This window comes from Ruegeria sp. G12 (genome assembly GCF_056533565.1).
The window spans coordinates 151,396-178,214 of sequence record NZ_JBQFOO010000008.1 but is presented as its reverse complement, the minus strand read 5'-3'; the positions used below and the strand labels follow the sequence as shown (position 1 = coordinate 178,214).

Below are 26,819 nucleotides of genomic sequence, written 5' to 3'. Positions count from 1 at the left end.
AGGGGCTACACCCGTTCCAGGATCAGGGCGATCCCCTGCCCCACGCCGATGCACATGGAAAGGCAGGCATAACGCCCGCCGGTGGCCTCAAGCTGCCGCATCGCAGTCAGCACGATCCGCGCGCCGGACGCGCCCAGAGGGTGCCCAACCGCAATCGCGCCGCCATTGGGGTTAAGGCGGCTGTCGGCGGGATCGAGGCCCAGATGTTTGCAGCAGGCGAGCACCTGCGCGGCGAAGGCCTCGTTAATCTCGATCAGGTCCATGTCAGCCATCGTCAGGCCCGCGCGCGCCAGCGCCTTGGGCACCGCGTAAGCCGGGCCGATCCCCATGATCCGGGGCGGCACGCCCGCGACGGCCCCGGCCACAACCCGCGCGCGCGGCGCGGCGCTTTCGGTTTTGGCCCCGATCATCAGCATCGCAGCCCCGTCGTTGACGCCCGAGGCATTGGCCGCCGTGGTGACACCGCCCGGAAAGAGCGTCGGCAATGCGGCCATCTTTTCAGGCTGCACATCTGGGCGGGGATGTTCGTCCTGTGTCACCTCATGGTGCGCACCTTTGCGGCCCGTGATTGTGATCGGCGTGATCTCATCGTCAAAGAAGCCCAGCGCGCGAGCGGCTTCGAACTTGCGCTGCGATCCATGGGCAAAGGCATCCGCCGCGTCGCGCGTGATGTCATATTCCGCCGCCAGATTGTCCGAGGTCTGCGGCATCGTATACTCACCGAATTGCTCGGCGATGCGCTTGTTGGGAAAGCGGGTTCCGATGGTGCTGTCATACATCTCGGGCTGCCGCGCCCACGCGGCGTTCGACTTGGCGACGACAAACGGCGCGCGGGTCATGCTTTCGACCCCACCCGCGATGTATAAAGGCGCTTCGCCAAGGGTGATCGAGCGGGCGGCATCCAGAACCGCCGACATGCCGGACCCGCACAGGCGGTTTACGGTCATTCCCCCGGCCTCAATCGGCAGACCCGCCAGCAACCCCGCAAAGCGCGCCACGTTCCGGCTGTCTTCACCGGACTGACAGACATTGCCCAAAATCACATCCTCGATCCCGGTCGGATCAAGTTCAGAGCGCTTGACCAGATCGGCAATGACCTGGGCCGCCAGATCGTCCGGGCGCACCGACGCCAAGGCCCCGGCATGACGGCCAAAGGGGCTGCGGAGCCCGTCATAGATGTAAGCGTCAAGCATTCTGAGCCTCTTCGTCCAATTGCGCCAGTTCGTCCGCGAAGGTTTCGACCAGCTTGTGTTTCAGGATTTTCCCGGTCGCCGCTTCGGGTAGCGTTTCGGCAATCACGATGTGATGGGGAAGCTTGTAGCGCACCAGCGCCTTGCCCAGATGCGCGTTCAACTCTGCCGCCGTCGCCGGGGCGCGCAGGGTCACAAAGGCCAGCACGTCCTCATTCCCGTCGCGCGCGCGGCCAACCACTGCGGCCTGCGTGACGGAAGGGTGGGCGTTCAGCGCGGCCTCAACCTCAGGCGGGTAGACGTTGAAGCCGGAATGGATGATGACCTCTTTGCAGCGGCCCACGATATAGATGCGCCCATCCGCTTCGATCCGCGCCAGATCGCCGGTGCGCAGGAAGCCATCATCGGTGAACACCTCAGCCGTAGCTTCGGGGTTCCGGTAGTAGCCCTTCATGATGTTTCGTCCGCGCGCCAGCAACTCGCCGACACCATCGGTGCCGGGGTTGTCCAGCCGGACCTCGATCCCGGGCAATGCGGGGCCAACGCAGTCGTCCTGCGGCGGGTTCTCGATCTGCGTCGTCGCAATCCCCGGCGATCCTTCGGTCAGGCCATAGCCATTGTGGATGGGCAGGCCAAAGATTTGCTCGACCCGGCGCTTCCAGCTTGGGTCAAGCGGGGACCCGCCCGAGGACATATAGCGCAGCCCGGTCTCGATCCGGTCAATGCCGTTGTCCTTGCAGTGCTTCAGGATCAGCGCAAACATCTGCGGCACGCCGGACAGCATCGTGGCACCGTTTTGCAGCGCGTCGATCACAAGGGCCGGGTCGAACCGGGGCTGAAAGCGCAGGCTGCCCCCGGCCAGAAAGGTTGTCAGGATGATCGAGGAAAACCCGAAGACATGCGTGCCGGGCAGCACCGCCAAAGACTGATCCGCCGCCGTCGCCTGCCGTCGCTGCATCGAGGCGTTGGCTGCGCACAGCAGGTTCTCATGCGTCAACATCACGCCCTTTGGCGTTCCGCTGGTGCCCGAGGTGTAAAGGACCGCCGCCACCTGCCCGGCCCCGGCCTCAACCGATTCGACCTCGGTTTCGTTTAAGGGCGAGACTTTCAGCCGCCCGAGCGGAGCCGCGCCCAGTCGGTCCGCATGGGCCTGCGCCGCGTCCGAGGCCTCGGTGGTGCAGATGACACAGCGTGCGCCGGAATGGGCGATGATGGTGTCCACCTCCTGCTCCGTTGCCCGCGCGTTGAGGGGGATGATCCACGCATCCAGCAGGCTCAGCGCCAGAATGACCACCGCATAGGTCGCGCAGTTCTCGGCCAGCACTACGACCCGATCACCCGGGCGCACGCCATGTGACCGAAGCGAGGCACAGGCCACGCGTGCCGCCTCCGACAGGTCCCCATAGCTGAGGCGCGCGCCATCATGGCCGATGACCGCCAGAGCCGAGGCCTGTTTGCCGTCGATCAACTGGTGAATTCGGTGCACTGCCTTCCCCCTGAGCGCAAGTGGCCGGTTCAGCGGGCATGCTAAAGGATATCAATATGCGGTCAAGTGTTCCGCATTGCGGAACTTTGCCGCCAACCGGTTATGCGCCTTGTCACCGGGAAATCCGGGCCGTGATCTGCTATGATGCGGAACCGATGAACAATAAAGAGCGGCGCGAGCGACGTGAAAATTATGACGGGCGGACAAACTGGGGTCGATCTGGCGGCGCTTCAATTTGCGCGCCAGAACGGCATTCCCTATGGCGGATGGGTGCCCAAGGGCCGCATGAATGAGGCCGGTCGCATCCCCGATCATTTCAGCGGTCTGGTTGAAACACAGTCCGAAGATGTCAGCGTGCGCACAAAGCTGAACGTAAAATCCAGCGACGCGCTGCTGGTCTTTTCGGACGGATCGCCCAGCCCCGGCACCCAACTGACGGTGGATTTCGCGGAAGCGACCGGGAAACCCTGTCTGATCGTCGATGTCCGGGACGGGGCAGAGCTCTGCGCCCGCCAGATACGCTCTTGGCTGGAATCTAACCCCGCCACGGCGCTGAACATTGCGGGCCCGCGGGCGTCGGAGGCCCCGCAGATCGGAGCACAGGTGACAGATATTCTGCATCTGTCACTGGGCGGGGCCGAGGACGAAACCTAATTGGGCCAACTTTTCCCGCCGAGCGTAATTTCGATTGCAGAACGTGAGCGCAGACCCCACCAACACCCCAATCTGGAAATTATGTTTCGCCCACACCACCCAAAACGAAACTTCATGACAAGCCCCTCGGGATAGTCTAATTGTCTCATTTAAGCCAAGTTTTAAGTCCCGGTGAATTTTGTGGAATACGTGACCTTTACGTTCGAGATGGGTGTGGTTTGCGCACTGTTGGCCTTTACCGTGTTCCTGTTTGTCTCGGAAATCGTCCGAATTGACCTGTCTGCCATTCTGGTTCTGGTGATCATCGGCCTGCTCAGCTATGCGCCGGGGCTTGAGAACCTGGCTGACGTGCCGCATCTGTTTGACGGGTTTGCCTCGAACGCGGTGATCTCGATCATCGCGGTCATGATCGTGGGCGCGGGTCTGGACAAGACCGGCATCATGAACAAGGTGGCGGCGGTTATCCTCAAATACGGTGGCACGTCCGAGAACCGGGTTCTGCCGATCATCTCCGGGACCGTGGGCGTGATTTCGTCCTTCATGCAGAATGTCGGTGCAGCGGCCCTGTTCCTGCCGGTCGTCAGCCGGATTTCGTCGCGCTCGGGCATCCCGCTGTCGCGGCTGCTGATGCCGATGGGGTTCTGCGCCATTCTGGGCGGGACGATGACGATGGTCGGGTCCTCGCCGCTGATCCTGCTGAACGATCTGATCCAGACGGCCAATGACGGGCTGCCTGACGGCCAGAAAATGAAACCCTTCGGCCTGTTTGCCGTCACCCCGATCGGCGTTGTTCTGATCCTGTCGGGGATCGCGTATTTCCTGCTGCTGGGCCGCTGGGTTCTGCCGGGGGATTCCGGAGCAGACAATACCGGCACCGGTCAGGGTACGCAGGAATACCTGCAACGGGTCTACGGGCTGAATGCGGATGTGTTCGAGGTGGTCGTCCCCGCCGACAGCCCGCTGGTGGGGCAGGTTCTGGCGGATATCAACCACGAAAACCATCTGTATATCATCTCGACCTTCTATCGCGGCAAAACCTCAATGGTTCAAGTTCTGACGGCGGAAATCGCCGCCCCCTGCCGTCTGGCCATCATCGGTCGCCGCTGGGTGGTCGAGGAGTTTGCGAAGAAATTCGGCCTGACCGTCCTGCCCGATCTGGACATATTCGTCGAAGAGTTCGCACCCACCAATGCCGGTATCGCCGAGGTCGTCGTCACCCCCGACAGCAAGCTGATCGGAAAATGCCCGCGCGAGCTTTTGTTCCGCAAGACATACGGCATGTCGCTGCTGGCCATTCACCGGGGCGAAGAAACGCTCAGCCATGTCGAGACCGAAGACCACCAGTCGACGCAAATCGGGCTCGAGAAATTCCACGCGGGCGACATGCTGGTTGCCCATACGCGCTGGGACAACCTGATGCGGATCAAGCGCGATCCGGACTTCGTGGTGGTTACCACGGATTTCCCGCAGGACGAGCTACGACCCCAAAAGGTCGGCTGGGCGCTGGCCTTTTTCGCCATCTCGCTGTCGCTGATCCTGTTCACCGATGTCCGTCTGTCCCTGTGCTTGCTGACCGGGGCCGCAGGCATGATGCTGACCCGCGTGCTGAGCGTGGATGAGGCCTATCGCGCCGTGGGGTGGAACACCGTCTTCCTGCTGGCCTGCCTGATCCCTCTGGGGCAAGCGGTTCAGAACACCGGCACGGCGGCATGGATCGCGCAACAGATCATGGTCATTCTCGACGGCTGGCCGATCTGGTCGCTACAGGCCGGGGTCGCCATTCTGGCCACCGCGTTTTCGCTGGTGATGTCGAATGTGGGGGCCACGGTCCTGCTGGTGCCGCTGGCGGTGTCCATCGCGGTCGCTGCCGGGGGCAACCCGGCGGTGTTTGCACTGACGGTCGCGATCTCGACCTCGAACAGTTTCATCATCCCGACCCATCAAGTGAATGCTCTGATCATGGGTCCGGCGGGATACAAGGTTATGGATTTTGTACGCTCGGGCGGGGTGATGACAATTGTGTTCCTGATCGTCTCGCTGCTGACCCTGAACCTGATCTACTAAGGGGCACCAGAGGCCCACCGGTCCAGATGGGGCAACATGCCACTGCCGGGGTGTATTGCAACCTGCCGAGAATTAGTATACCGCCGCATACAATGAGTTTGGCCGGGCCTGCGAACCCCCTTTGCGACCCGGCGCTCTCGCCTGATTCAACGCTTACTCGTCGGGATAGCCATGAGCCTTTACACAGACTACTTAACCGAGATCGAAACCCGCAAGGAACAGGGGCTGAACCCCAAGCCCATCGAAGACGGCGCGCTGGTGAAAGAGATCATCGCGCAGATCAAGGACACCGGGAACGCGCACCGGGCGGACTCGCTGAACCACTTCATCTACAACACCCTGCCCGGCACAACCAGCGCCGCAGGTGAAAAGGCGCAGTTCCTGAAAGAGATCGCCCTGGGCACCGCCGAAGTTACCGAGATCAAGCCCGCTTTTGCGTTCGAGCTGCTGTCGCATATGAAAGGCGGCCCCTCAGTCGAGGTTCTGCTGGATATCGCCTTGGGCGACGATCTTGCCATTGCCGAACAGGCCGCCGAGGTTCTGAAAACGCAAGTGTTCCTGTATGACGCCGACACGGACCGGCTCAGGGCGGCCTATGCGGCCGGGAACCCGGTGGCAAAGGACGTTCTGGAAAGCTATTCCAAGGCCGAGTTCTTCACCAAGCTTCCAGACGTGGACGAAGAGATCAAGGTTGTGACCTATGTCGCGGCCGAAGGCGACATCTCGACCGATCTGCTGTCGCCGGGCGGTCAAGCGCATTCGCGGTCCGACCGGGAGTTGCACGGCAAGTGCTTCATTTCGGAAAAGGCGCAACAGGAAATCGAGGCGCTGAAACTGCAGCACCCTGACAAGCGCGTGATGCTGATCGCCGAAAAGGGCACGATGGGCGTTGGTTCGTCGCGGATGTCGGGGGTAAACAACGTGGCGCTCTGGACTGGCAAACAGGCCAGCCCCTATGTGCCCTTCGTCAACATCGCGCCGATTGTGGCGGGTACCAACGGGATCTCTCCGATCTTCCAGACCACCGTGGGCGTGACCGGAGGCATCGGCATCGACCTGAAGAACTGGGTCAAAAAGGTGGATTCCGAGGGCAACCCGATCCTGAACAATGACGACAATCCGGTCCTTGAACAGAAATACTCGGTCGAGACCGGTACCATTCTGACCATCAACACCAAGGACAAGACCCTGTGCAACGAAGACGGTGACGAAGAGCTTGTGGATGTCTCCTCGGCCTTCACGCCGCAGCAGGTCGAGTTCATCAAGGCTGGCGGGTCCTATGCGATTGTCTTTGGCAAGAAGCTGCAGACATTTGCGGCCGAGACGCTGGGCGTGGAACTGAAATCGGCCTTTGCCCCGGCCCGGGAGGTTTCGCACCCGGCTCAGGGCCTGACGGCGGTTGAGAAAATCTTCAACAAAAACGCCGTGGGCGTCACCGAAGGCGCGGTTCTGCACGCGGGGTCCGACGTGCGGGTCAAGGTCAACATCGTCGGCTCGCAAGACACGACCGGCCTGATGACCTCGCAGGAACTGGAAGCGATGGCGGCCACGGTCATCTCCCCGACCGTTGACGGCGCGTATCAGTCGGGCTGTCACACAGCCTCGGTCTGGGACGCGAAGGCGCAGGCAAATATTCCGAAACTCATGAGCTTCATGCACAAGTTCGGCCTGATCACGGCGCGCGACCCCAAGGGTGTTTACCATTCGATGACGGACGTGATCCACAAGGTGCTGAACGACATCACGGTGGATGACTGGGCGGTCATCATCGGCGGCGACTCGCATACGCGTATGTCGAAAGGCGTGGCCTTTGGCGCGGACTCGGGCACCGTGGCGCTGGCGCTGGCAACCGGTGAGGCAACGATGCCGATCCCGGAATCGGTGAAAGTGACCTTCAAGGGCGCGATGGCCGATCACATGGATTTCCGTGATGTGGTCCACGCGACGCAGGCGCAGATGCTGAAACAGTTCGGCGAAAACGTCTTTCAGGGCCGCGTGATCGAGGTGCATATCGGCACCCTGCTGGCCGATCAGGCGTTCACCTTCACCGACTGGACCGCCGAGATGAAGGCGAAGGCGTCGATCTGTATCTCGGAAAATGAGACGCTGATTGAATCGCTGGAAATCGCCAAAAGCCGCATTCAGATCATGATCGACAAGGGCATGGAGAATGACGGTCAGACTCTGCAGGGCCTGATCGACATTGCGGATCGGAGGATTGCCGAGATCAAGTCCGGAGAGAAGCCTGCTTTGGCCCCCGACAGCAACGCCAAATATTTTGCCGAGGTCGTCGTCGATCTGGACGAGATCAACGAGCCGATGATCGCCGATCCGGATGTGAACAACGCCGATATCTCCAAGCGCTACACCCACGACACGATCCGGCCGATTTCCTACTACGCGGCGGAGAAGAAGGTTGATCTGGGCTTTGTCGGGTCCTGCATGGTTCATAAGGGTGACGTGAAGATTGTCGCCCAGATGCTGAAGAACCTGGAAAAGGCCAATGGCAGTGTCGAGTTCAACGCCCCGCTTGTCGTGGCCGCGCCCACATACAACATCATCGATGAACTGAAGGCCGAGGGCGACTGGGAAGTTCTGCAGAAATACTCGGGCTTCGAGTTCGATGATTTCATGCCGAAAACAAAGGCCCGGACCGAGTACGAGAACATCCTGTATCTGGAACGCCCCGGCTGTAACCTATGCATGGGCAACCAGGAAAAGGCGGCCAAAGGCGACACCGTTCTTGCCACATCCACGCGCCTGTTCAAGGGCAGGGTGGTCGAGGATTCGTCCGAGAAGAAAGGCGAGTCTCTGCTGGCCTCGACGCCGGTTGTGGTGCTCTCGGCCATTCTGGGCAGAACACCGACGGTCGAGGAATACAAGACCGCCGTGGAAGGGATCGACCTGACCAAGTTCGCCCCGCCGCTGCAGAAACCGGCGGGCACGCAGTCGGCCCATTTCTAAAGGCTTAACCTGAAAAAAACGCCCCGGCGGTCGAGGTCACGCTCACCGCCGGGGCTTTTATGTTTTAGACGTCCAGACCTTCGGTCGACAGATCGTCCAGCTTGGGCATCAGCCGCAGCAATTCGCGCGCATAGTCCGTTTGCGGGTTGGCAAACAGCGCGTCGGTCTCCTGTATCTCGACCATCCGCCCGGCCTTCATCACCGCCACCCGGTCGCACATCTGCCGGACCACCGGCAGGTCGTGGCTGATAAACAGCATGGTCAGGCCAAGATGTTCCTGCAGGTCCTTGAGGATGTTCAGAATCTGCGCCTGAATCGAAACATCCAGTGCGCTGGTCGGTTCGTCACAGATCAGGAATCTGGGCTGTGTGGCCAGTGCGCGCGCGATGGAAATCCGCTGCCGCTGACCGCCTGAAAACTCATGCGGGTATTTCAGCCCAGCCTCGTGGCCCAGCCCGACCTGATCCAGCAACTCATCCACCCGGCGCTTGATGTCGGCGCCCTGCATCAGGCGGTGATGGCGGATCGGTTCGGCGACAATCTCATCCACGCGCATGCGGGGGTTGAGCGAGGAATAGGGGTCCTGAAAGATCATCTGGATGTTCTTCCGGTATTCCTCTTGCACCGCTTTGTTGCTCAGATCGCTGACCAACTGTCCGCCGAAGGTGATCGAGCCGCCGTCCACCGGGTAAAGCCCCGCAATCATCCGCGCGACGGTGGATTTGCCCGAGCCGGATTCGCCCACGACGCCAAACACCTCACCCGCCTGCACGTCGAAACTCACGTTATCGACAGCGGTGAAATAGGTGCGGTCCCAGGGCAGCAGGCCGCGTTTTTGCAGAAACTTCTTGGTCAGGTTGCGGATTTCGAACACCGGCTTCGAGGTGTCATTATCCACCTTGGGCCAATGGCGCGCCATGTCCTCGATGGCAAACCGCGTCTCGCGCCCGCCATAGCTGATCTGCGGAAAACGGTGCAGTTTCAGCGTCGGGCGTGGCACGGCGGCGATCAGCGACTTGGTGTATTCGTGGCTGGGCTGGCCCATGACCTGCGCGGTCGGGCCGGATTCGACCACCTTGCCCGCATACATCACCGTGACCTTGTCGGTTGTATCGGCGATCACGCCCATGTCGTGCGTGATCAGGATGACGCCGACCTGACGTTCGCGGGCCAGTTCCTTGATCAGGTCCAGAATCTGCGCCTGAACCGACACGTCCAGCGCCGTGGTCGGTTCGTCCGCAATGATCACATCCGGCTCGGTACACAGGGCCAGCGCGATCACCACGCGCTGCCGCATCCCGCCCGAGAACTGGTGTGGATACTGATCCAGCCGCGTGTCCGGGTCCGGGATGCCGACCCGGTCGATCAGGTCGCGCGCGCGGGTATTGGCCTCGGCCTCGGACCCGCCCAGATGGGTCAGAATCGTTTCGGTCAGTTGCTCGCGCACCGTGAACAGCGGGTTCAATGAGGTCAGCGGGTCCTGAAAGATCATCGAGATCTTCTTGCCGCGCAGCCCGCGCATCGCATCCGCATCCAGCCCGCTGATCTGATCGCCGCCCAGCATGATCTGACCAGCGGCGATCTGCCCGGGGCGTTCGAGCAGGCCCATAACAGCTGCGCCGATGGTGGATTTCCCGGCCCCGGATTCGCCGACCAGACCATGTATCTCGCCCGGCTCGACCGAGAGGCTGGCATGGTCCACGGCAGTAAACAGTTTCCGGCGGGTGGGGAACTCGACGGTGAGGTCCTGAATCGTAAGAAGGCTCATGAAATCACCGCAGCTTGGGGTTCAAAGCATCGCGCAGCCAGTCGCCCAGCAGGTTGACCGACAGGGCCAGCGCCAGAAGGGTGCAGGCCGGGAAGAACAGGATCCACCACTCACCCGAGAACAGGAACCCCTGCCCGATGCGGATCAGTGTGCCCAGTGAGGGTTGCGTCGGCGGTGCTCCGACCCCAAGGAAGCTCAGCGTCGCCTCGGCAATGATGGCCAGCGCCAGTGAGATGGTGGCGATCACCAGAACCGGGCTGAGGACATTGGGCAGGATGTGCCGAAACATAATCGGGATCGACCCGCGCCCGATCAGGCGCGCGGCCTGCACATATTCCTTGTTCTTTTCCACCAGCGCAGCGCCACGCACCACTCGTGCGAACTGCACCCAATCGGACAGGGCAATCGCGACGATCAGCACGTAGATTGCCATCTCGTTGCGGTATTCCGGCGGGGTGACGCCCTTGGCGATACCAAAGATCAGCATGGCGACCAGAATGGCCGGGAAGGTCAACTGCACGTCGGCAATGCGCATGATCAGCGTTTCGACCCAGCCGCCGAAATAGGCCGCGACCAGCCCGAGGATCACGCCGATGATCATCGCCAGCAGAACGGCAGCCGATCCCACGAACAGCGAAATGCGCAGGCCATAGAGGATGGTCGAGAACACATCGCGGCCCTGATCGTCGGTGCCCAGCAGGAACGTCTCTTGCGTGAACGCATTGGGTGTGCCGGGCGGCGTGAAGCCGTTCATCAGGTTCAGCGTGGCCGGATCGAACGGATTGTAGGGCGCGATCAGGGGGGCAAAAATGGCCGCCAGTACAAGGATCACAACCACCAGCGTGGCGATCACCGCCACCGGAGAGCGGCGGAAGGACCAGGCAAAATCGCTGTCCCAGAATTTCGCAAAACGCGATTGCGCCGGGGCTTTGGGGGGTAAAGGCGTATCGGTCATGTGGCCCTCGCGTCGACGCGCAGGCGCGGGTCGATGGCATAATAAAGCAGATCCACGATCAGGTTGATCGCCACGAACATGACCGAAATCAGCATCAGATAGGCGGCCATGACGGGGATATCGACGAACTGAATCGCGTTGATGAACAACAGGCCCACGCCGGGCCACTGAAACACCGTCTCGGTGATGATGGCAAAAGCGATGATCGAGCCAAGCTGCAGGCCGGTGATGGTGATCACCGGGACCAGAGTGTTCTTCAGCGCATGGCGGAAATTGATCACCCGTTCCGACAGCCCGCGCGCACGGGCGAAGCGGACGTAATCGGCGCGCAGGACTTCCAGCATCTCGGACCGGACCAGCCGCATGATCAGGGTCATCTGGTACAGGCCAAGAGTAATTGCAGGCAATATCAACGCCTTAAGACCTGATGTCGTCAGGAATCCGGTGGACCACCCTCCTATCATCACTGTTTCTCCCCTGCCGAAACTGGGCAGAAGGTCCAGTTCGACCGAGAAGATGTAGATCAGCAATATCCCGATCAGGAAGGTGGGAAGCGATACGCCAATCAGGCTGACGGTCATGATCACATTCGCCGCGATCCCTTGTCGTCGGATCGCCGTGAACACGCCCAGCGCGATGCCCAAGGTGATGGCCAGAAAGCCCGATACAAAGGCCAGCTCCAGCGTTGCGGGCGCGCGTTCGGCTATGATGGTCGAAACCGGGCGACCCTGACGGTATGAGACGCCGAAATTGCCCTGAACGGCCCCTTGCAGGAACTTGAAGTATTGAACCGGAAAGGGCTGATCCAGGCCAAGTTCGGTCCTAAGCCGGTCGATATCGGCCTGCGTGCGCTCCTGACCCAGCATGTTGTCGATCGGGTCGCCGACAAACCGGAACATCGAAAAGGCAACCAGACCCACGACCAGCAAAACGATCACGGACTGGAACATCCTTCGGACGATAAATGCGAACATGTGTTCTCCCCACTGATCGGTCCGTCTAAGCCCTACCCGATCAGATGGTCAAGGTGCGGCTGGCAAAAGAAACCGGAACCGGGGCCCAAAGCGGGTGGCGTCAGTTGACGGTCACCCAGCGCAGAATGAAAAAGTCATCGGGGCGTTGCGTCAGGTCGATATTGCTGCGCGTCCCCCAGACCAGAGGCTGGACGTAAAGCGGCACATAGACCTGATCGTTCTGATAGATCTGCGTCACCTCGTCCAGCATGGCCTGACGTTTGGTTTGATCCAGCTCGGATTGGATCTTTGGCAACAATTCGTCGACCCGCGGGTTCGAGTAGCCGCCGAAATTCCAGCTTCCCAGCTTTTTCTCTTCGTTTGGGGTCGCCACAAGGAACCGCACCGGGTGTTCCGCGTCAAAGGTGCCGGGGCTCCAGCCCAGCATGTACATGTCGTACTTGTCCTCACGCAGTTCCGGCCAATAGTTGCGCACCGGCATCGCGTCGAGTTCCGCCGTCACCCCGATCTGGGCCAGCATGCTGACCACGGCCTGACAGACGGCCTCATCATTAAGGTAGCGGTCATTGGGGCATTTCAGACCGAATGAGAACCCGTCCGCGTACCCGGCCTCGGCCAGCAGCGCTTTTGCGCCTTCCACATCGAAGGCTGGCCGATCCGAGTTGGCCCGCGAATACCCGCTCATCGCCGGGCTGACCAGTTGCGAGGCAGCCTCGGCATTGCCGCGCATGATGGTGGCAAGGATCGCGTCGACATTGACCGCCTTGGCGACGGCCTGACGCACGCGGGCATCCCGGAACGGGTTCGGCTTGCCCGCATCGTCGGTGTATTTCAGCGCTTCGGCCTGATGGTCGAAGCCCAGCATGATCACGCGTGCCTCGATGCCCTGAATGACGTCCACGTCGCCACTGCCCTGCAACCGCGCCACGTCCTGAATTGGCACCGGGTTGATCATGTCCACATCGCCGGACAGCAAAGCGGCGACAGCGGTGGCGGGATTCTGGATCGGGGTGAACTCGGCCTGGGTGATATTGTGCCCGGCCTCATCCCACCAGCCGTCAAATGGCTCCAGCACCGTGCGCAAACCCGGCTCGCGCGCCGTTACCCTGAAAGCCCCCGTGCCGTTTGCGTTGAGGGTGGCGTAGTTGCCGACTTCTTTGTCCGGCAGGGTGGCCTCATTGGCGTCGGCCCAGCCCTGATCAATGATCATCCAGTTGGCAATCGAGGACGGGAACAGCGGGTTCGGGGCCGCGGTCATGAAATCGACCGTATAGTCATCGACCACCTTCACCTCGCTGATCGGTGCGAACCAACTGCGGGTATCCGCGACCTCGTCCGAGGCGCGTTGATAGCTGAACAGAACGTCCTGCGCGTCAAAAGTGCTGCCATCGTGAAAGGTGACACCTTCGCGCAGGTTGAACCGCCAGCCTTCGCCATCGCCGATCGGCTCCCAGCTTACCGCCAAGGCAGGCTCGACGCGCATATCCTTGCCCCGCCGCACGAGCCCTTCGTAGACGTTGTTCAGAAAGCCGAGGACTGCGGCAGAGTTCACCGCGTGCGGGTCCATCGTTTGCGGGTCAGTTGTCGAGGCCCATTTAAACTCGGCAGCCTGCACCGCACTTGCGGCCAGCAGGACCAGACCAATGGCACTGTTTCTGAGGATCATGGCGACGACTCCCTGATTAGCCCGCAGGCGGTTTTCGAATATCCTAAAGCAAAACAGGGCGCGAAGCCGCGCCCTGTTTCCAGTTGCTCACCTTAGTTCATGGTGAAGTATTTGATTTTCGGCGAATCTTCGGGCTCGACAATGGTGCCGACATCCGACTTCATACCCCAGTTCAGCACCTGATGGTGGATCGGGATGTAAAGCTGTTCGTCCTGAACAACCTGCCAGATTTCCGCGATCTGCTGGTCGCGCGCAGGCAGATCGGTTTCCGAAGCCAGCGCCTGAATCTTGGCGTCCAGATCGGGGTTGGAGTAGCGCGTGCCGTTCCACGAGCCGTATTTCTCACCCTTGGTGTGCGCCAGGAAGTTGAAGATGTACTCCGAATCGTAGGTCGGAACACCCCAGCCCAGCATGTAGAAATCGGTCTCCAGGTTGTTGATCAGCGGGAAGTGCTGCGCCTTTGGCTTGGCGTCCAGATTAACAGTGATCCCGATCTGCGCCAGCATGCCAACAGCGGCCTGACAGATCGCTTCATCGTTGATGTAGCGGTCGTTCGGGCAGTCCAACTGGATGGTGAAGCCGTCGGGATACCCCGCTTCGGCCATCAGCGCCTTGGCCCGTTCGATATCGGTGGTCGAGGAGCTGTCCATCCCCTTATCCCAGCCATTCACGAAGGGCGGAGCAATCATGCCCGCCGGGGCCGACTGACCGCGCATCACGACCTGTTTGATCGCATCGCGGTTGATCGCCTTGGACATGGCCTGACGCACGCGGACATCGGACAAGGGGTTCTTGCCGTCCACATTGTCATTGGCCAGATCGGCATCGCCCATGTTCATGCCAAAGAAGATCACACGGTTCTGCGGCGCGGTGCGCACGTCCAGCCCATCGGCGCTGGCAACACGCTGAAGGTCCTGCACCGGCACGTCCTGAATAAAGTCCACCTCGCCCGACAGCAGGGCCGCCACGCGGGTCGCGGCGTTCTGGATCGGGGTGTAGATGATCTCGGTCACCTGCAGCGGGAACTCATCCTTACCCCAGTAGTTCTCATGCGCCGTAAGCACGGTTTTGACGTCCGGCTCGCGGCTGACCACCTTGTAGGGGCCGGTGCCGTTGGCGTTCTTGGCCGCAAAGGTATCCTCGCCGCCCTCATAGTCCTGAACCTTGACCGCGTTGTTCGCCTCGGCCCAGCCTTTGTCCATCATGAACATGTTGGTCAGGTTGTTCGGCATGATCGGGTTCGGACCGTCGGTTTCAATCTCGACCGTGTATTTGTCCGGCGCGCGGACCTCTTTGACCGAGGCCAGAAGTTCCTTGTAGTCGGAATCCGGCGTCATCGCCCGGTTCAGAGAGAAGACGACATCCTCGCTGTCGAACTCCGCCCCGTCATGGAACGTCACGCCTTCGCGCAGTTTGAACACCCAGACATTCGGGTTGTCTTCCGAAGGTGACCATTCCGTGGCCAGCGACGGAACCAGCGCGCCGGAATGGTCGCGCATGACCAGCGTTTCCATGATCTGATGCGCCAGTGCCGAGGTCGGACCTTCGTTCTGCGCATGCGGGTCCAGCGTCAGCGAGTCGCCCGCGCGTGCCCAGCGCAGCGTCTCGGCCGAGGCGCTACCGGCCAGCAGCGCCGTTGCACTGGCTGCGATCAGCAAGTGTTTCAGTTTCATATTGGATCTCTCCCCTATTGGTTTTTGCCCGCGCAGTTGGCGGGAGACCGGGTTGTTCGGTCTTCATGCCCCTGATCATCCAAATCAGGCTGGAACTTTCAACCGCATAATTGCCGTTAATCCGGATTGCTACTGGGTCAGGTCCGGCGCGTAACTGGCGGCAACGCTTCCCCATAAAGCGAAGCGTATCCCGTCAGAATTTGACCGACCCGCGCCTTTTTTGAACTTTTTGGTTGCCGAAACCGGTTTCGGAACTCCTAATTGACCCTATGAAAGCGAATCTGGAAACCCTGCATGTAGGCTCGGCAGCCCCTCGCACAGCGATTGCGGGCCGCGTAAAGCTGAATGAACTGGCCGAGCATCTGGGGCTGTCCAAAAGCACCGTGTCGCGCGCGCTGAACGGGTATCCGGACATTTCCGAGGTCACCCGCAGGCGGGTTGAAACCGCCGCGCGCAAGCTGGGCTATCGCCCGCTCAGCCACGCGCAAGCGATCCGCACCGGGCGGGTTCGCGCCATCGCGATGGTCCTCAACAGTGATGAGCCGGACGGGCACAACCCGTTCCTGCAGGAATTTCTGGCCGGAGCCTGCGAGGCCGCCAGCGGGTTCGACTGGACCCTGACAATTTCGACCGCGAAATCCGAGGCCGACACCCTGACCGTGCTGCGCCGTCTGGTCGAGGAACATAAAGCCGACGGGTTCATACTGCCCCGTACCGCGGTTGACGACGCGCGGGCCAATCTGCTGCGCGACCTGAACGTGCCGTCCATCCTGTTCGGTCGAACCGGGTACGGGCGCGACGAGCCGCAGGATGACATCTCGTGGTTCGACATTTCCGGCGAAACCGCCATGCACAAGGCCGTGCAGCGGCTGGCCGATCATGGGCACAGCCGTGTCGCCTATGTGGGCAGTGACCCCAAGTTCAACTACAGCCACCTGCGTCAGGACGGGTTTGTCGAAGGTCTGGCCGCCGCCGGTCTGCCGCATGATCCCGATCTTATTCGAAACGGCGCCCGGACCCGCGAGGAAGGGGCCGCCGAGGGTCGCGCCCTGCTGCAGCTTGACCGTCCGCCGACCGCCATTGTCTTTGCAACGGACCTTGCGGCTCTTGGGTTCTGTTCGGTCGCCGCAGAACGGGGGCTGGAGATTGGACGGGATATCTCGGTCATTGGCTACGACGGAATTCCCGAATGCGCCTATGCCAACCCGCCACTGACCACTTTTAGCGTCGACTCGCGCAAGGCCGGGCACCGGCTGGCGACCTTGCTGATCCGCCAGATCCGGGGCGAGGCCGCTGGCACGCTGCGGGAACTGGCCGATGCCACTTTGATCGAACGGCTCAGCGACGGCCCACCAGCGCTGACGAGCGAAGGCTTGGCCCGGAAATTACGAAATACCCACTGAACACAAACGGGGAGGATACAACCGATGAAACTGACACCCACAGCCGCACGGCTGATGATGGGCTCGTCCCTTGCACTGGCGCTGACCGCGCTGACCGTGCAGGCCGACACGATCCGCTTCTGGACAACCGAGGAACAGCCCGAACGGCTGGCCAAACAGCAGGAAATGGCAGACCAGTTCAAAGCCGAAACCGGCACCACGGTCGAGGTGATCCCGGTCACCGAAACCGATCTGGGCACCCGTGCCACCGCAGCCTTTGCCGCCGGTGACCTGCCGGATGTGGTCTATCACCCGCTGCAATACGCCCTGCCCTGGGCCGAGGCCGGCATTCTGGATACCGAAGCCGCCAGCGAGGTGATCGAGGAACTGGGGGCCGACACCTTCGCGCCGGGCGCATTGGCGATGGCGGCGTTCAACGACGAAACCGCCTCGGTTCCCGTCGATGGCTGGACTCAGATGGTGGTCTACCGCAAGGACCTGTTTGATGAGGCCGGGCTGGGGGCTCCGTCCTCGTTCGGCGACATTCAGGCGGCGCTGGAAAAACTGCACAACCCGCCCGAGATGTACGGCTTTGTCTCGGCCACCAAGGTTGACGAGAACTTCATGAGCCAGGTGCTGGAACACGTTTTCCTTGCCAATGGCGTCAGCCCGGTCGGCCCGGATGGGTTCCAGCCACTGGATGAGGCCAAGACGACCGAAGTTCTGGATTTCTACAAGGCGATCTCAAAAGCGTCCCCTCCGGGAGAGTTGTTCTGGAAACAGTCGCGCGAACTATATTTTGACGGCAAAGCCGCCATGATCATCTGGTCGCCCTTCATTCTGGACGAACTGGCCGGTCTGCGCGACAGCGCGCCGCCAACGATCAATGACGACCCGACCTCGCGCGACCTGGCGGGCAAGACTGGCATCGTGACCAAACTGTCCGGCCCGTCGAACCCCGATGGCGCGGCTTGGGGCGACATTCGGTATTTCGGCATCACCAACGATGCGGATACCGACGCTGCGATGGAGTTTGTGAAATACGCAATGGATCAGGGGTACACCCAGACGCTGGCCATCGCACCCGAGGGCAAGTTCCCGGTCCGGCGCGGCACTGCGGACAACCCAACCGCGTTTTCCGAAGCCTGGGCCGAACTGCCCGTGGGCGTCGACCGCAAAGCACCTTTGGGAGAGCTCTATGAGCAGTCGATGATCGACGAGATTGTCGGCGGTCTGGACGTGGCCCAACGCTGGGGCGTGGCCGAGGGCCAACTGGCGCTGGCCTCGAAAATGATCAACTCTCAGGCGATCAACCGCGTTGTCCGGCAATATATCGACGATGAGATTGACGCCGCCGCCGCCGTTGCGGCCATGAACGAAGAGCTCGCCAAGGTCCAATAACCTTTCGGCAAACGCAGCGGCGGCCCGCGCCGCTGCACCCAACCCTTCGAGGTATCCCATGTCTTCGGCCACCCCACCGACCGGAACCGGGGCGCTTGCCAAACGCGAGGCGCGATTGGCCTGGGCGCTGCTGTCTCCGACCGTGATCAGCGTATCGCTTGTGGTGATCCTGCCTTTGCTGGCGATCTTCTGGATCAGCTTCAAGCCCTTCACCCTGTCCGACCTGCGCCCACCTGCGCCTGTGGTTCGCGAAAGCCTGCGCGGATCGGACGATGACCTGCGCATCGAATACCGCCTGCGCAACTCGAGCCAGGAGATCGCCATCGACGGCGTAACCCTGAGCGACGTGCTGCCCGACGGCGTCACACCCGCCGAGGTTGCCGCGCCCTGCGTGCTGGACGGGCAGGACCTGTTCTGCGATTTCGGCACGCTGGACGGCGGTCAGCGCGAGCGCATCCGCATACCCATCACACTCGACGGGGACCCGGACGCCTTCGAGGATCTGATCGAAGGATCAGAACCCGACGTTACCGGCAGCGGCCCCAATGTACTGACCAATTTCGAATTCAGCCTTGAGAACTTCGCCCGCGTCTTTGACGGGTCCGAGTTCTGGGGCGTTCTCTGGGTCACGCTATTCTACACGGTGTTCGGCACCATCGGCGCGCTGGTCATGGGCCTGTTCGCCGCCCTGCTGCTGAACAAGAGCTTTCGCGGGCAGGGCTTTATCCGTGGCCTCTACCTGTTTCCCTATGTCGCGCCTGTGATTGCCGTGGCCTTCACATGGGTCACGCTGTTCGACCCCTTCTCGGGTTCAGCCAACGCGCTGCTGGTGCAGATGGGGCTGAACTCTGAGCCGATCAACTTCTTCGGCGAACGCCCTTTGGCGCTGATCATGGTCACAGTGTTCGAGATCTGGCGCTATTTCCCGCTGTCCTTCCTGTTCATTCTGGCCCGAATGCAGTCCATCGACAGCAGCATGTATGAGGCAGCGGATATGGACGGGGCCTCACCTTTCCAGAAATTCTGGCTGCTGAGCATCCCGCAACTGCTGGGCATTCTGTCGGTGCTGTTCCTGCTGCGCTTCATCTGGACCTTCAACAAGTTCGACGACATTTTCCTGCTGACCGGCGGCAATGCGGGCACTCGCACGCTGACCGTGAATGTCTATGAACAGGCCTTTGCGATTTCCAATATCGGCGCGGGCGCGGCTGTAGCAGTCGTGATCCTGATGTGCCTGATCGCCTTCAGCTTCGTCTTCTTCCGTTTCATCAGCCGAGAGGAGGGTTTGTGATGCGCAATGGTTTTGTCACTGGCCCGGTTCTGGGCGCGTTGTGGCTGGTGGTGATCGCCACCACTATCGCGATCACCATGTCCTTTGCCACGGGTGCCGCGTTCCGCCCGCAGGTTCTGCTGAGCCTGATCTGGGGTGCTATCGCGGGTCTGGCCTATGTCCAGTTCCCGACCCGACAGGCCCCTGCCCGGCTCGGTGTCTCAGCCCTGCTTGGCCTGTCCTGCCTGACCGGGTTCGGCCCGGTTCTGATCGGCTCGGACACCACGCTGCAGGCAACCCTGATCACCGTGATTGCGATTGCCATCGTGATGCATCTTTCGATGGCCGAGATTCTGAAAGACGTCCCTTTCGGCGAGTTGACACGGCACGAATTCGAGGACGCTGTGATCCGCTTCTGCACCGGCTTCGGTTACATCTTCTTCACGGCCATCGTCATCATCCCCTTCTACGTCATGGTGATGACCAGCCTGAAATCACAACAGGCACTGCTGCAAAACCCGCTGGATTTTTCGGTCGACCTGTCACAAGGCACCGCCCTGTTCCGCAGCTACACGGAACTGTTCCGGGACTTCAATTTCGGCACTTACCTGTGGACGTCTTTCTATGTCTCGGTCCTGACCGTGTTCATCACACTGGCCTTCAGCGTCCCCGGCGCCTATGCCGTGGCGCGGTTCCGGTTCAAAGGGCAAAAGACGTTCTCACGCTCGATCCTGCTGATCTACATGGTGCCTATGATCGTACTGGCCCTGCCGATCTACATTGCCTTCTCGATGACCGGCCTGCGCAACTCGATCCTCGGCATCGTGCTGATCTACCCGGTCACAACGATACCGGTCTCGCTCTACATGCTGCAGGGCTATTTCCGGGGCCTGCCGACCGAGGTCGAGGAAGCAGGACTGATGGACGGCCTGTCGCGCCTGTCGGTGATCTGGAAGATCACCCTGCCCCTCAGCCTGCCGGCGCTGGCGTCGGTGTCGCTCTATGTCTTCATGATCGCCTGGAACGAGTTCCTGTTGGCCTTCATGCTGCTGGACGACCCGTCGAAATTTACCCTGACCCGAGGGGTCACGATGCTGAACTCCTCGGAAATTCCCCGTCAGCACCTGATGGCCGGTGCGGTGATTGCCACCGTCCCGATCATGGCGCTGTTCCTGGGACTTGAACGTTTCATGACCAAGGGCCTGACTGCGGGGTCCGTCAAAGGATGACTGAGATGAACCAACACACAAACCCTGATCGCGAGGCGCGCAATATCCTGATCGCCAATGACCGCGGCGGCTACACCATCCCGACCGAGGGGCTGTACCCCTATCAATGGAACTGGGACAGCGCGATTGCGGCACTTGGCTTTGCCGAGTTCGATATCGACCGCGCCTGGGTCGAACTGGAAACCCTGCTCTCGGGCCAGTGGAAGGACGGCATGGTGCCGCATATCCTGTTTCACCAGCAGGACGACGGCTATTTCCCCGGCCCGGATGTCTGGGGTTGCAGTGGGCCCATTCCATCTTCAGGTATCATCCAGCCCCCGATTGCTGCCACGATGGCACGGAAAATCTGGGAGAAGGACCCCGAAGCAGGCGAGGCGCGCATCCGCGCCCTATTCCCGGCAGTGTTGGCCTGGCACCGGTGGATCATGCGGTGGCGGCTGGACGACCAGAATGCAGTCTGCACCACCCATCCGTGGGAAGCAGGCCGCGACAATGCGCCGGACTGGGATCAGACCATGGCGCGCATGGATGCCTCGGGGGTCGGTGAGTACCAGCGCCGCGATACGACCCATGTGAACAGCGAGGATCGCCCGACGAAGTTCGACTATGACCGCTATATCAAGCTGGTCCAGATCGGGCGCGAGGCCGGGTGGGATCAGCAGAGCCTGCTGACCCTCAACCCTTTCCGCGTGGCGGACCCGACAATGACTTTCACCACCCTGCGCGCGGCACGGGATCTGCTGGCAATCAGCGACGCACTCGGGATAGCCGCCGAGGGGCTGCAGGCCGATATCGAGCGACTGGAGACAGGCGCGCTATCGCTGTGGAACGAAACGCTGGGCGCCTTCGATTCCCGCGATGCGCAGACCGGCGAATGGTCCGGCACGCTGTCGAACGCCTCGTACATGTGCTGGTTCGCGGGTGTGGATTCCGCTCAGATGCTGGAACGGGTAAGGACCACTCTGGCCAATGTCCCGCATCCGATCCCCAGCTACGACCCCGGCATGCCCGGTTTCGACGCCCGCCGCTACTGGCGCGGGCCGACCTGGGCGATCATGAACATGATGATCGGCTTCGGGTTGGAAGACATGGGCCACGCGGACGAAGCTGCGCAGCTGCGCGCCAAAACCGCCGAACTGATCTCAACCTTCGGCTTTGCCGAGTATTTTGACCCCATGACCGGCAGCCCCGCTGGCGGCAACGCATTCACCTGGACAGCCGCCGTCTGGCTGCACTGGGCAGGGAGGAACTGATGGGCAGTATCGCACTGAAATCCGTCGAGAAATGGTTCGGCAGCGCGCAGGTGATCAAGGGCATCGACCTGCAGATCGACGAGGGCGAATTCGTCGTCTTCGTCGGCCCGTCGGGCTGCGGCAAATCTACTTTGCTGCGCATGATCGGCGGGCTCGAAGACATCTCACGCGGTGAGTTGCTGATCAACGGCGCTGACGTGACTGATCATCCGCCCTCGAAACGCGGCCTGACCATGGTGTTCCAGTCCTACGCCTTGTACCCGCACCTGACCGTGGCCGAGAATATGGGCTTTTCGCTCAAGGTCGCGGGCGTCCCCAAGGTCGACATCGAAGAGCAGGTGAACCGCGCGGCGGATGTCCTGAAGCTGGGTCCGTTTCTGGAACGCCGCCCCAAGGACCTGTCCGGCGGCCAACGCCAAAGGGTCGCCATCGGTCGCTCAATCGTCCGCGACCCGACCGCGTTTCTGTTCGACGAACCGCTGTCGAACCTCGATGCCGCCTTGCGGGTCGAGATGCGCTACGAGATCGCAAAACTGCATCAGAACCTCAAGCGCACGATGATCTATGTGACGCACGATCAGGTCGAAGCCATGACCCTCGCCGACCGGATCGTGGTGCTGGAATACGGCACGATCGCACAGGTCGGCACCCCGCGTGAGCTATACGAGCGACCCGCCAACCTGTTTGTGGCCCAGTTCATCGGCAGCCCGAAAATGAACATCCTGCCCTGCACAACGCGCGATGGTCACTACCAACTGGAAAACGGCGGCAGCGGGGTGCTGGACCGGTCGGGCGAAGCAACCAAACTGGGCATCCGCCCGGAACACATCAGCCCCGTGGCCCCCGGCGAAGGCCAAAACGACGGCACGATCGAGGTCATCGAATACCTCGGCGCAGACACATTCCTGATCGTGGATTGCGGCGGCGAAGAGAACGTCACAGTGCGCATAAACGGCGACACCGATCTGAAACCAGGAACCAAAATCGGCCTGCACTTCGCCCCGGAAAAACTGCACTTCTTCGATGAGAAGGGGCAGGCTCTCTGATCATTGGCCCATCGTGGCGGGCCCCGAGCAATCCGCTTCGGGCCCGCAGGCGTCCGGACCTGCGACAGAGCACCAAGGCTCGTCATCTTGATGAACGTTTTGAAGTCGCATGGCGTCTCGGTTGAAATGGTGCCCGGGGGCGGCACATGCAACCTGTTTGAGGTTGTTCGTTCTTGTTCAGGTTCTCACTCTGCTACCTTGTTTTAGCTAATTAAACTGTCCGGGATTGTCTTGCCGTGTTTAGCGCCATCCAATAGAGTAGGGTGGATATAAATGCGGGCAACAAACAGACTTTCAGCTTCCTTTGTGAAATCTGCACCTGTGGGTAAACACTGCGATGGCGCTGGTCTTTGGTTTATTAAACGAGATGATGGTGGCGCGCAGTGGATGCTGCGTGTGACTGTGCATGGCCGAAGGCGCGAAATGGGCTTAGGCGGCTATCCAGCTCTTTCTCTTGCAGGTGCCCGAAATGTTGCACAGCGATGGCGTACGGTCGCTGCGGAAGGCCTTGATCCGGTCAAGGAGCGTGAAGCAGAGGCACGTGCTGCGCGACGGGAAGATGTTTCACTTGCGGTTCTGACAGCAGATGCATTCGAAGCGCGAAAGGCTGAACTCAAAGGCGATGGAAAAGCTGGGCGTTGGCTCTCACCGCTAAATGGGCATGTACTGCCCAAGCTTGGAAAGGTGCCAATAACAGACATTGACCAGCGCGACATTCGCGACACCCTGGCTCCAATCTGGCACACAAAACCCGACACAGCGCGCAAAGCAATGAACCGGCTAAACATTGTATTTCGACATGCGGCCGCGCTCGGATTGGACGTTGACCTTCAGGCGACAGAAAAAGCCAAAGCGTTGTTGGGAAAATCACGTCACAAGCCGAAACATATCCCAGCAATGCTGTGGAGCGATGTCCCTGCTTTGTACTCAAGCTTAAAGGAACCCTCGCTTACGCACCTAGCTATGAGGTTGCTCATCCTGACCGGCGTTCGCTCTAAACCTTTGCGCTTTATCAGGCTCGAACAGATTGAGGGAGACGTTTGGACTATACCCGGTGAGGCCATGAAAGGTCGAAAAGGGGCAACAAGTGATTTTCGTGTGCCGCTTTCGCAGGAAGCGCATTGCGTTATCGGCCTTGCCCTGCCGCATTTCAGAAACGGTTTCCTTTTTCCGAATACACGGCAGGGCGTGATCTCTGATATGACACTCTCACGAATGATGGAACGTCGCAAACTGGACGCCCGCCCGCATGGCTTCCGCAGTAGTCTTCGCGACTGGCTGGCTGAAGCCACCGACGCGACGCACGAAGTAGCCGAAGCGATGCTGGGACACGTAACCGACTCTGGTGTGGTCCGAGCCTACAGACGCACAGATTTTCTTGAGCAGAGACGCGTTTTGGCTGAACGCTGGGCAGACTTTGTCATGGTTGGCGCAGGTCATGTCGTAAAGCTGGCGACTAATCAATGACTGAGCGGAACGACAATGCCAACACCTCGAAAGAGATTGTTGAGCCCACTTCAGATTTGAACGAGTGGGGTATCCCCAACTGGTGTGATGCCGAAGCGTATGGCGATGTTACGGTTTGGACATTGGATCGTTGGAGATGGGAGTTTTTCTGCGCAGGCCTGAACCTTTGTCTGATGATGAAAGCGTCGGTCCGGTGCAAATTGTGACGAATCCGGCAGCGCAACCTTCAAATCTCGCAGACCAATAAAGCCCACATGCAGTGCCTGTTCGGAAAATACCAACTACATCTTGTGGTGCAGCAATTTGTTGTCTATTCTTTGAGTGTTGCTGCGCAAGAAGTGCAGCTCGTCTTCCCCGTTTAGGGACACCCATTGGTGGGACGAGCGGCCGTTTGCGATCATTCTGGCTTTCGTCCCCAGTAAGAAAGGACGACTGCCACAATAAGCACATTCACGGCGACGGCAATATCAGCTCCTAGGCGTTACCAGGATGATCGGACCAGGTAAATAAGGTTGATGAAAGACACGCTTCATTACCCATGGGGACTGGCTAGGCGACACGTGGAGATCTCTAAGGGCCATTCTACTCCGCACATGAGTTACTCAGAATCCGATCAACACGAATTTTGATGTCAGCCACAGTGCTGCAATAAGCAGGGGGATGGATATGGGGCGCGGGCCCGGTGTTCCTGCTGCCAACATCCACTGATGATAAACTGGGTCTGGGTGAGTGGGGCGCAGGACTGACAGCGGTGGCCCTTAAACAACAGGGTCCATGGACCTACGGCGGGCTGACCAACCACATCTGGGACATCGACGGCGATACGAATGTTAACCAGACGTTCTTACAACCCTTCCTGTCATACACCACGCCGAACGCCTGGACGTTTACGATCAACAGCGAGTCCACATATGACTAGGAAGCTGAACAATGGTCTGTCCCAATCAACGCGGTTGCAACGAAAGTGACCAAATTTGGCAATCAACTTGTGAGCGTCGGTGGCGGAGTTCGCTATTGGGCAGATGGTCCGGATACAGGGCCCGAAGGTTGGGGCGCGCGTCTGATCCTGACGCTGTTGTTTCCACGATAACTCCCAAAGGTCTTTGCCGCCCGCTTCGCATTGGCGAGGAACGCCTCAAGGCCAACAATTTGGCGGCAGGTCGCAAGACAATCCGAGGTAGCCAACTAAATGTCCGTGCTCAAATTACGCCACGACTGCTGACCTGAGACCTTCTGAAAAAAGACGAGGACAAAATGAAGTGTTCTGCTTACATCGCGGCAAGCGCAGATGGGTACATTGCCCGGGTCGACGGTGGTATAGACTGGCTGGAAACTGCTGGTGGGCTAAATGCTGGCGTGCCCCAGGGCTATGTCGACTTTGAGGCTTATATGGCGACGGTTGATTGCATGATTATGGGTCGCAAATGCATGGAGAAGATCAGTAGCTTCGACTTGCCCTCTGACCAATGGCCCTATGGAACGACAAAGATCGTCGTTCTAAGCAACACCGTTAAGACGCCCCCCGAAAATCTGAAAGATAAGGTTGAAATATACTCTGGTGATTTGGAGGCACTTCTGAACAGGCTGGAGTCCGAAGGCTATCAGAGCGCCTATATCGACGGTGGCAACACTATTCAGGCCTTTATCAACCTTGGGCGGTTGGACGAGATAACCATCACGCAAATACCGGTTCTGATTGGTCAGGGGGCACCATTGTTCGGACGGACGCTCCGAGATATAACCCTCACGAACGCACAGGCGGTGGTTTGTCCGAACGATTGCATCCAGATACGGTATCAGATCAAGAACAGTAAATCGGCAAGCCGACACTCATGCCGTCCGCAGTACTAGGCGAAAAGTGCTCGTTGCCGCTTTACGCTACTTTTCAAATTAGTGACCGGTGGCAACCCGAAACGGACATTCATCATCGGGCTTTGCAAACTCCGAAATGCGGACCAAAGCCGCCAGATGGGAAATTGGGTGGCTTTCCATCCGGTTCCGCAAGTACTTTGCCCGCAAGCAAGGCTGTTCAACCTGTGCGCACAAGGAGCAATGTACCCCGAACCAGCCAACCAGAAAGATCTCCCGCCATGTCCAAGAGGCTGCAAGAGACGCAGCCCGGCGCATCGTGAAGACAGACGCCTACGCCGATGCCAGCAGGCGACGAAAAAAGGTCGAGATGCTCTTTGCTCACCTCAAACGCATTCTCCGGCTCGACCGGCTGCGCCTCCGCAGACCAAACGGCGACAAAGACGAGTTCCTCCAGGCAGCAACCGCCCAAAACCTCCGGAAACTCGCGAAACCGATCCCTGGCTCTCCGGTGATGGCGTGACGGCAATGACCAGACGGACGCGACCGCAATGGCAACGCGTTCTCA

The 26,819-nt window shown here is 60.3% G+C and carries 20 protein-coding genes; 13 read left to right on the top strand and 7 right to left on the bottom strand.

Going from position 1 to position 26,819, the window contains the following annotated elements; translation table 11 throughout:
• Positions 1-5: 5 nt before the first annotated feature.
• Positions 6-1,193 (bottom strand): acetyl-CoA C-acyltransferase, encoded by a 1,188-nt coding sequence (locus ACR0JN_RS18015; protein ID WP_480887685.1) that lies wholly within the window; start codon positions 1,191-1,193, stop codon positions 6-8.
• Complete coding sequence (locus ACR0JN_RS18010; RefSeq protein ID WP_480887682.1) at positions 1,186-2,676, bottom strand: class I adenylate-forming enzyme family protein; 1,491 nt, start codon at positions 2,674-2,676, stop codon at positions 1,186-1,188. The genes ACR0JN_RS18015 and ACR0JN_RS18010 overlap by 8 nt, the downstream gene beginning before the upstream one ends.
• 192 nt (positions 2,677-2,868) lie before the next feature.
• Between ACR0JN_RS18010 and ACR0JN_RS18005 the strand changes: the two genes are divergently transcribed.
• The 3 genes from ACR0JN_RS18005 (at position 2,869) to ACR0JN_RS17995 (ending at position 8,358) form a co-directional block, all read left to right on the top strand.
• Positions 2,869-3,330: a putative molybdenum carrier protein gene (locus ACR0JN_RS18005; RefSeq protein WP_480887679.1), complete on the top strand. Its 462-nt coding sequence runs from the start codon at positions 2,869-2,871 to the stop codon at positions 3,328-3,330.
• Between the two features lie 207 nt (positions 3,331-3,537).
• The gene (locus tag ACR0JN_RS18000; protein ID WP_480887724.1) at positions 3,538-5,394 is read left to right on the top strand and encodes an SLC13 family permease; all 1,857 of its coding nucleotides are present in this window, start codon (positions 3,538-3,540) and stop codon (positions 5,392-5,394) included.
• A 171-nt stretch (positions 5,395-5,565) separates the two neighbouring features.
• Positions 5,566-8,358 carry a bifunctional aconitate hydratase 2/2-methylisocitrate dehydratase gene (locus ACR0JN_RS17995; protein ID WP_480887678.1) on the top strand — a complete coding sequence of 931 codons (2,793 nt, stop codon included), beginning with the start codon at positions 5,566-5,568 and terminating at the stop codon, positions 8,356-8,358.
• Between the two features lie 64 nt (positions 8,359-8,422).
• Here the strand turns inward: ACR0JN_RS17995 and ACR0JN_RS17990 are convergent, their stop codons facing one another.
• The 5 genes from ACR0JN_RS17990 to ACR0JN_RS17970 form a co-directional block, all read right to left on the bottom strand.
• Entirely contained in the window at positions 8,423-10,126 is a 1,704-nt protein-coding gene (locus ACR0JN_RS17990) for an ABC transporter ATP-binding protein (RefSeq protein WP_480887677.1), read from the bottom strand.
• Positions 10,127-10,130: 4 nt separating this feature from the next.
• A complete protein-coding gene (locus ACR0JN_RS17985) occupies positions 10,131-11,081 on the bottom strand; it encodes an ABC transporter permease (protein WP_480887674.1) in 951 nt (316 codons plus the stop codon).
• Positions 11,078-12,055, bottom strand: a complete 978-nt coding sequence (locus tag ACR0JN_RS17980; RefSeq protein ID WP_480887673.1) for an ABC transporter permease — start codon at positions 12,053-12,055, stop codon at positions 11,078-11,080. Before ACR0JN_RS17980 ends, ACR0JN_RS17985 begins: the two co-directional genes overlap by 4 nt.
• A gap of 100 nt (positions 12,056-12,155) precedes the next feature.
• On the bottom strand, positions 12,156-13,721 hold the full coding sequence (locus ACR0JN_RS17975) for an ABC transporter substrate-binding protein (RefSeq protein ID WP_480887672.1): 1,566 nt from the start codon (positions 13,719-13,721) through the stop codon (positions 12,156-12,158).
• A gap of 92 nt (positions 13,722-13,813) precedes the next feature.
• Entirely contained in the window at positions 13,814-15,394 is a 1,581-nt protein-coding gene (locus tag ACR0JN_RS17970; protein WP_480887670.1) for an ABC transporter substrate-binding protein, read from the bottom strand.
• A 269-nt stretch (positions 15,395-15,663) separates the two neighbouring features.
• Here ACR0JN_RS17970 and ACR0JN_RS17965 point away from each other — a divergent pair, with 269 nt between their 5' ends.
• The 10 genes from ACR0JN_RS17965 (at position 15,664) to ACR0JN_RS17920 (ending at position 26,774) form a co-directional block, all read left to right on the top strand.
• A complete protein-coding gene (locus ACR0JN_RS17965; RefSeq protein WP_480887668.1) occupies positions 15,664-16,797 on the top strand; it encodes a LacI family DNA-binding transcriptional regulator in 1,134 nt (377 codons plus the stop codon).
• 24 nt (positions 16,798-16,821) lie between these two features.
• On the top strand, positions 16,822-18,177 hold the full coding sequence (locus ACR0JN_RS17960; RefSeq protein WP_480887667.1) for an ABC transporter substrate-binding protein: 1,356 nt from the start codon (positions 16,822-16,824) through the stop codon (positions 18,175-18,177).
• A 58-nt stretch (positions 18,178-18,235) separates the two neighbouring features.
• Positions 18,236-19,468 (top strand): carbohydrate ABC transporter permease, encoded by a 1,233-nt coding sequence (locus tag ACR0JN_RS17955; protein ID WP_480887665.1) that lies wholly within the window; start codon positions 18,236-18,238, stop codon positions 19,466-19,468.
• Positions 19,468-20,676 carry a carbohydrate ABC transporter permease gene (locus tag ACR0JN_RS17950; RefSeq protein WP_480887664.1) on the top strand — a complete coding sequence of 403 codons (1,209 nt, stop codon included), beginning with the start codon at positions 19,468-19,470 and terminating at the stop codon, positions 20,674-20,676. The genes ACR0JN_RS17955 and ACR0JN_RS17950 overlap by 1 nt, the downstream gene beginning before the upstream one ends.
• A gap of 5 nt (positions 20,677-20,681) precedes the next feature.
• Positions 20,682-21,929, top strand: a complete 1,248-nt coding sequence (locus ACR0JN_RS17945) for an MGH1-like glycoside hydrolase domain-containing protein (RefSeq protein WP_480887662.1) — start codon at positions 20,682-20,684, stop codon at positions 21,927-21,929.
• On the top strand, positions 21,929-22,975 hold the full coding sequence (locus tag ACR0JN_RS17940) for an ABC transporter ATP-binding protein (RefSeq protein WP_480887660.1): 1,047 nt from the start codon (positions 21,929-21,931) through the stop codon (positions 22,973-22,975). Before ACR0JN_RS17945 ends, ACR0JN_RS17940 begins: the two co-directional genes overlap by 1 nt.
• A gap of 273 nt (positions 22,976-23,248) precedes the next feature.
• Positions 23,249-24,442, top strand: coding sequence for a tyrosine-type recombinase/integrase (locus ACR0JN_RS17935; protein ID WP_480887659.1), 1,194 nt, complete (start codon positions 23,249-23,251; stop codon positions 24,440-24,442).
• A gap of 682 nt (positions 24,443-25,124) precedes the next feature.
• A complete protein-coding gene (locus ACR0JN_RS17930; protein WP_480887655.1) occupies positions 25,125-25,361 on the top strand; it encodes a hypothetical protein in 237 nt (78 codons plus the stop codon).
• A 335-nt stretch (positions 25,362-25,696) separates the two neighbouring features.
• Positions 25,697-26,293: a dihydrofolate reductase family protein gene (locus tag ACR0JN_RS17925; RefSeq protein ID WP_480887654.1), complete on the top strand. Its 597-nt coding sequence runs from the start codon at positions 25,697-25,699 to the stop codon at positions 26,291-26,293.
• Between the two features lie 49 nt (positions 26,294-26,342).
• Complete coding sequence (locus tag ACR0JN_RS17920; RefSeq protein ID WP_480887652.1) at positions 26,343-26,774, top strand: transposase; 432 nt, start codon at positions 26,343-26,345, stop codon at positions 26,772-26,774.
• Positions 26,775-26,819 lie beyond the last annotated feature (45 nt).

Coding starts and splice junctions, on each gene's coding strand:
- ACR0JN_RS18015 (WP_480887685.1), bottom strand. CDS start 1,193: ATGCTTGACGCTTACATCTATGACGGGCTCCGCAGCCCCTTTGGCCGT.
- ACR0JN_RS18005 (WP_480887679.1), top strand. CDS start 2,869: ATGACGGGCGGACAAACTGGGGTCGATCTGGCGGCGCTTCAATTTGCG.
- ACR0JN_RS18000 (WP_480887724.1), top strand. CDS start 3,538: ATGGGTGTGGTTTGCGCACTGTTGGCCTTTACCGTGTTCCTGTTTGTC.
- ACR0JN_RS17995 (WP_480887678.1), top strand. CDS start 5,566: ATGAGCCTTTACACAGACTACTTAACCGAGATCGAAACCCGCAAGGAA.
- ACR0JN_RS17990 (WP_480887677.1), bottom strand. CDS start 10,126: ATGAGCCTTCTTACGATTCAGGACCTCACCGTCGAGTTCCCCACCCGC.
- ACR0JN_RS17985 (WP_480887674.1), bottom strand. CDS start 11,081: ATGACCGATACGCCTTTACCCCCCAAAGCCCCGGCGCAATCGCGTTTT.
- ACR0JN_RS17980 (WP_480887673.1), bottom strand. CDS start 12,055: ATGTTCGCATTTATCGTCCGAAGGATGTTCCAGTCCGTGATCGTTTTG.
- ACR0JN_RS17975 (WP_480887672.1), bottom strand. CDS start 13,721: ATGATCCTCAGAAACAGTGCCATTGGTCTGGTCCTGCTGGCCGCAAGT.
- ACR0JN_RS17970 (WP_480887670.1), bottom strand. CDS start 15,394: ATGAAACTGAAACACTTGCTGATCGCAGCCAGTGCAACGGCGCTGCTG.
- ACR0JN_RS17965 (WP_480887668.1), top strand. CDS start 15,664: ATGAAAGCGAATCTGGAAACCCTGCATGTAGGCTCGGCAGCCCCTCGC.
- ACR0JN_RS17960 (WP_480887667.1), top strand. CDS start 16,822: ATGAAACTGACACCCACAGCCGCACGGCTGATGATGGGCTCGTCCCTT.
- ACR0JN_RS17955 (WP_480887665.1), top strand. CDS start 18,236: ATGTCTTCGGCCACCCCACCGACCGGAACCGGGGCGCTTGCCAAACGC.
- ACR0JN_RS17950 (WP_480887664.1), top strand. CDS start 19,468: ATGCGCAATGGTTTTGTCACTGGCCCGGTTCTGGGCGCGTTGTGGCTG.
- ACR0JN_RS17945 (WP_480887662.1), top strand. CDS start 20,682: ATGAACCAACACACAAACCCTGATCGCGAGGCGCGCAATATCCTGATC.
- ACR0JN_RS17940 (WP_480887660.1), top strand. CDS start 21,929: ATGGGCAGTATCGCACTGAAATCCGTCGAGAAATGGTTCGGCAGCGCG.
- ACR0JN_RS17935 (WP_480887659.1), top strand. CDS start 23,249: ATGCGGGCAACAAACAGACTTTCAGCTTCCTTTGTGAAATCTGCACCT.
- ACR0JN_RS17925 (WP_480887654.1), top strand. CDS start 25,697: ATGAAGTGTTCTGCTTACATCGCGGCAAGCGCAGATGGGTACATTGCC.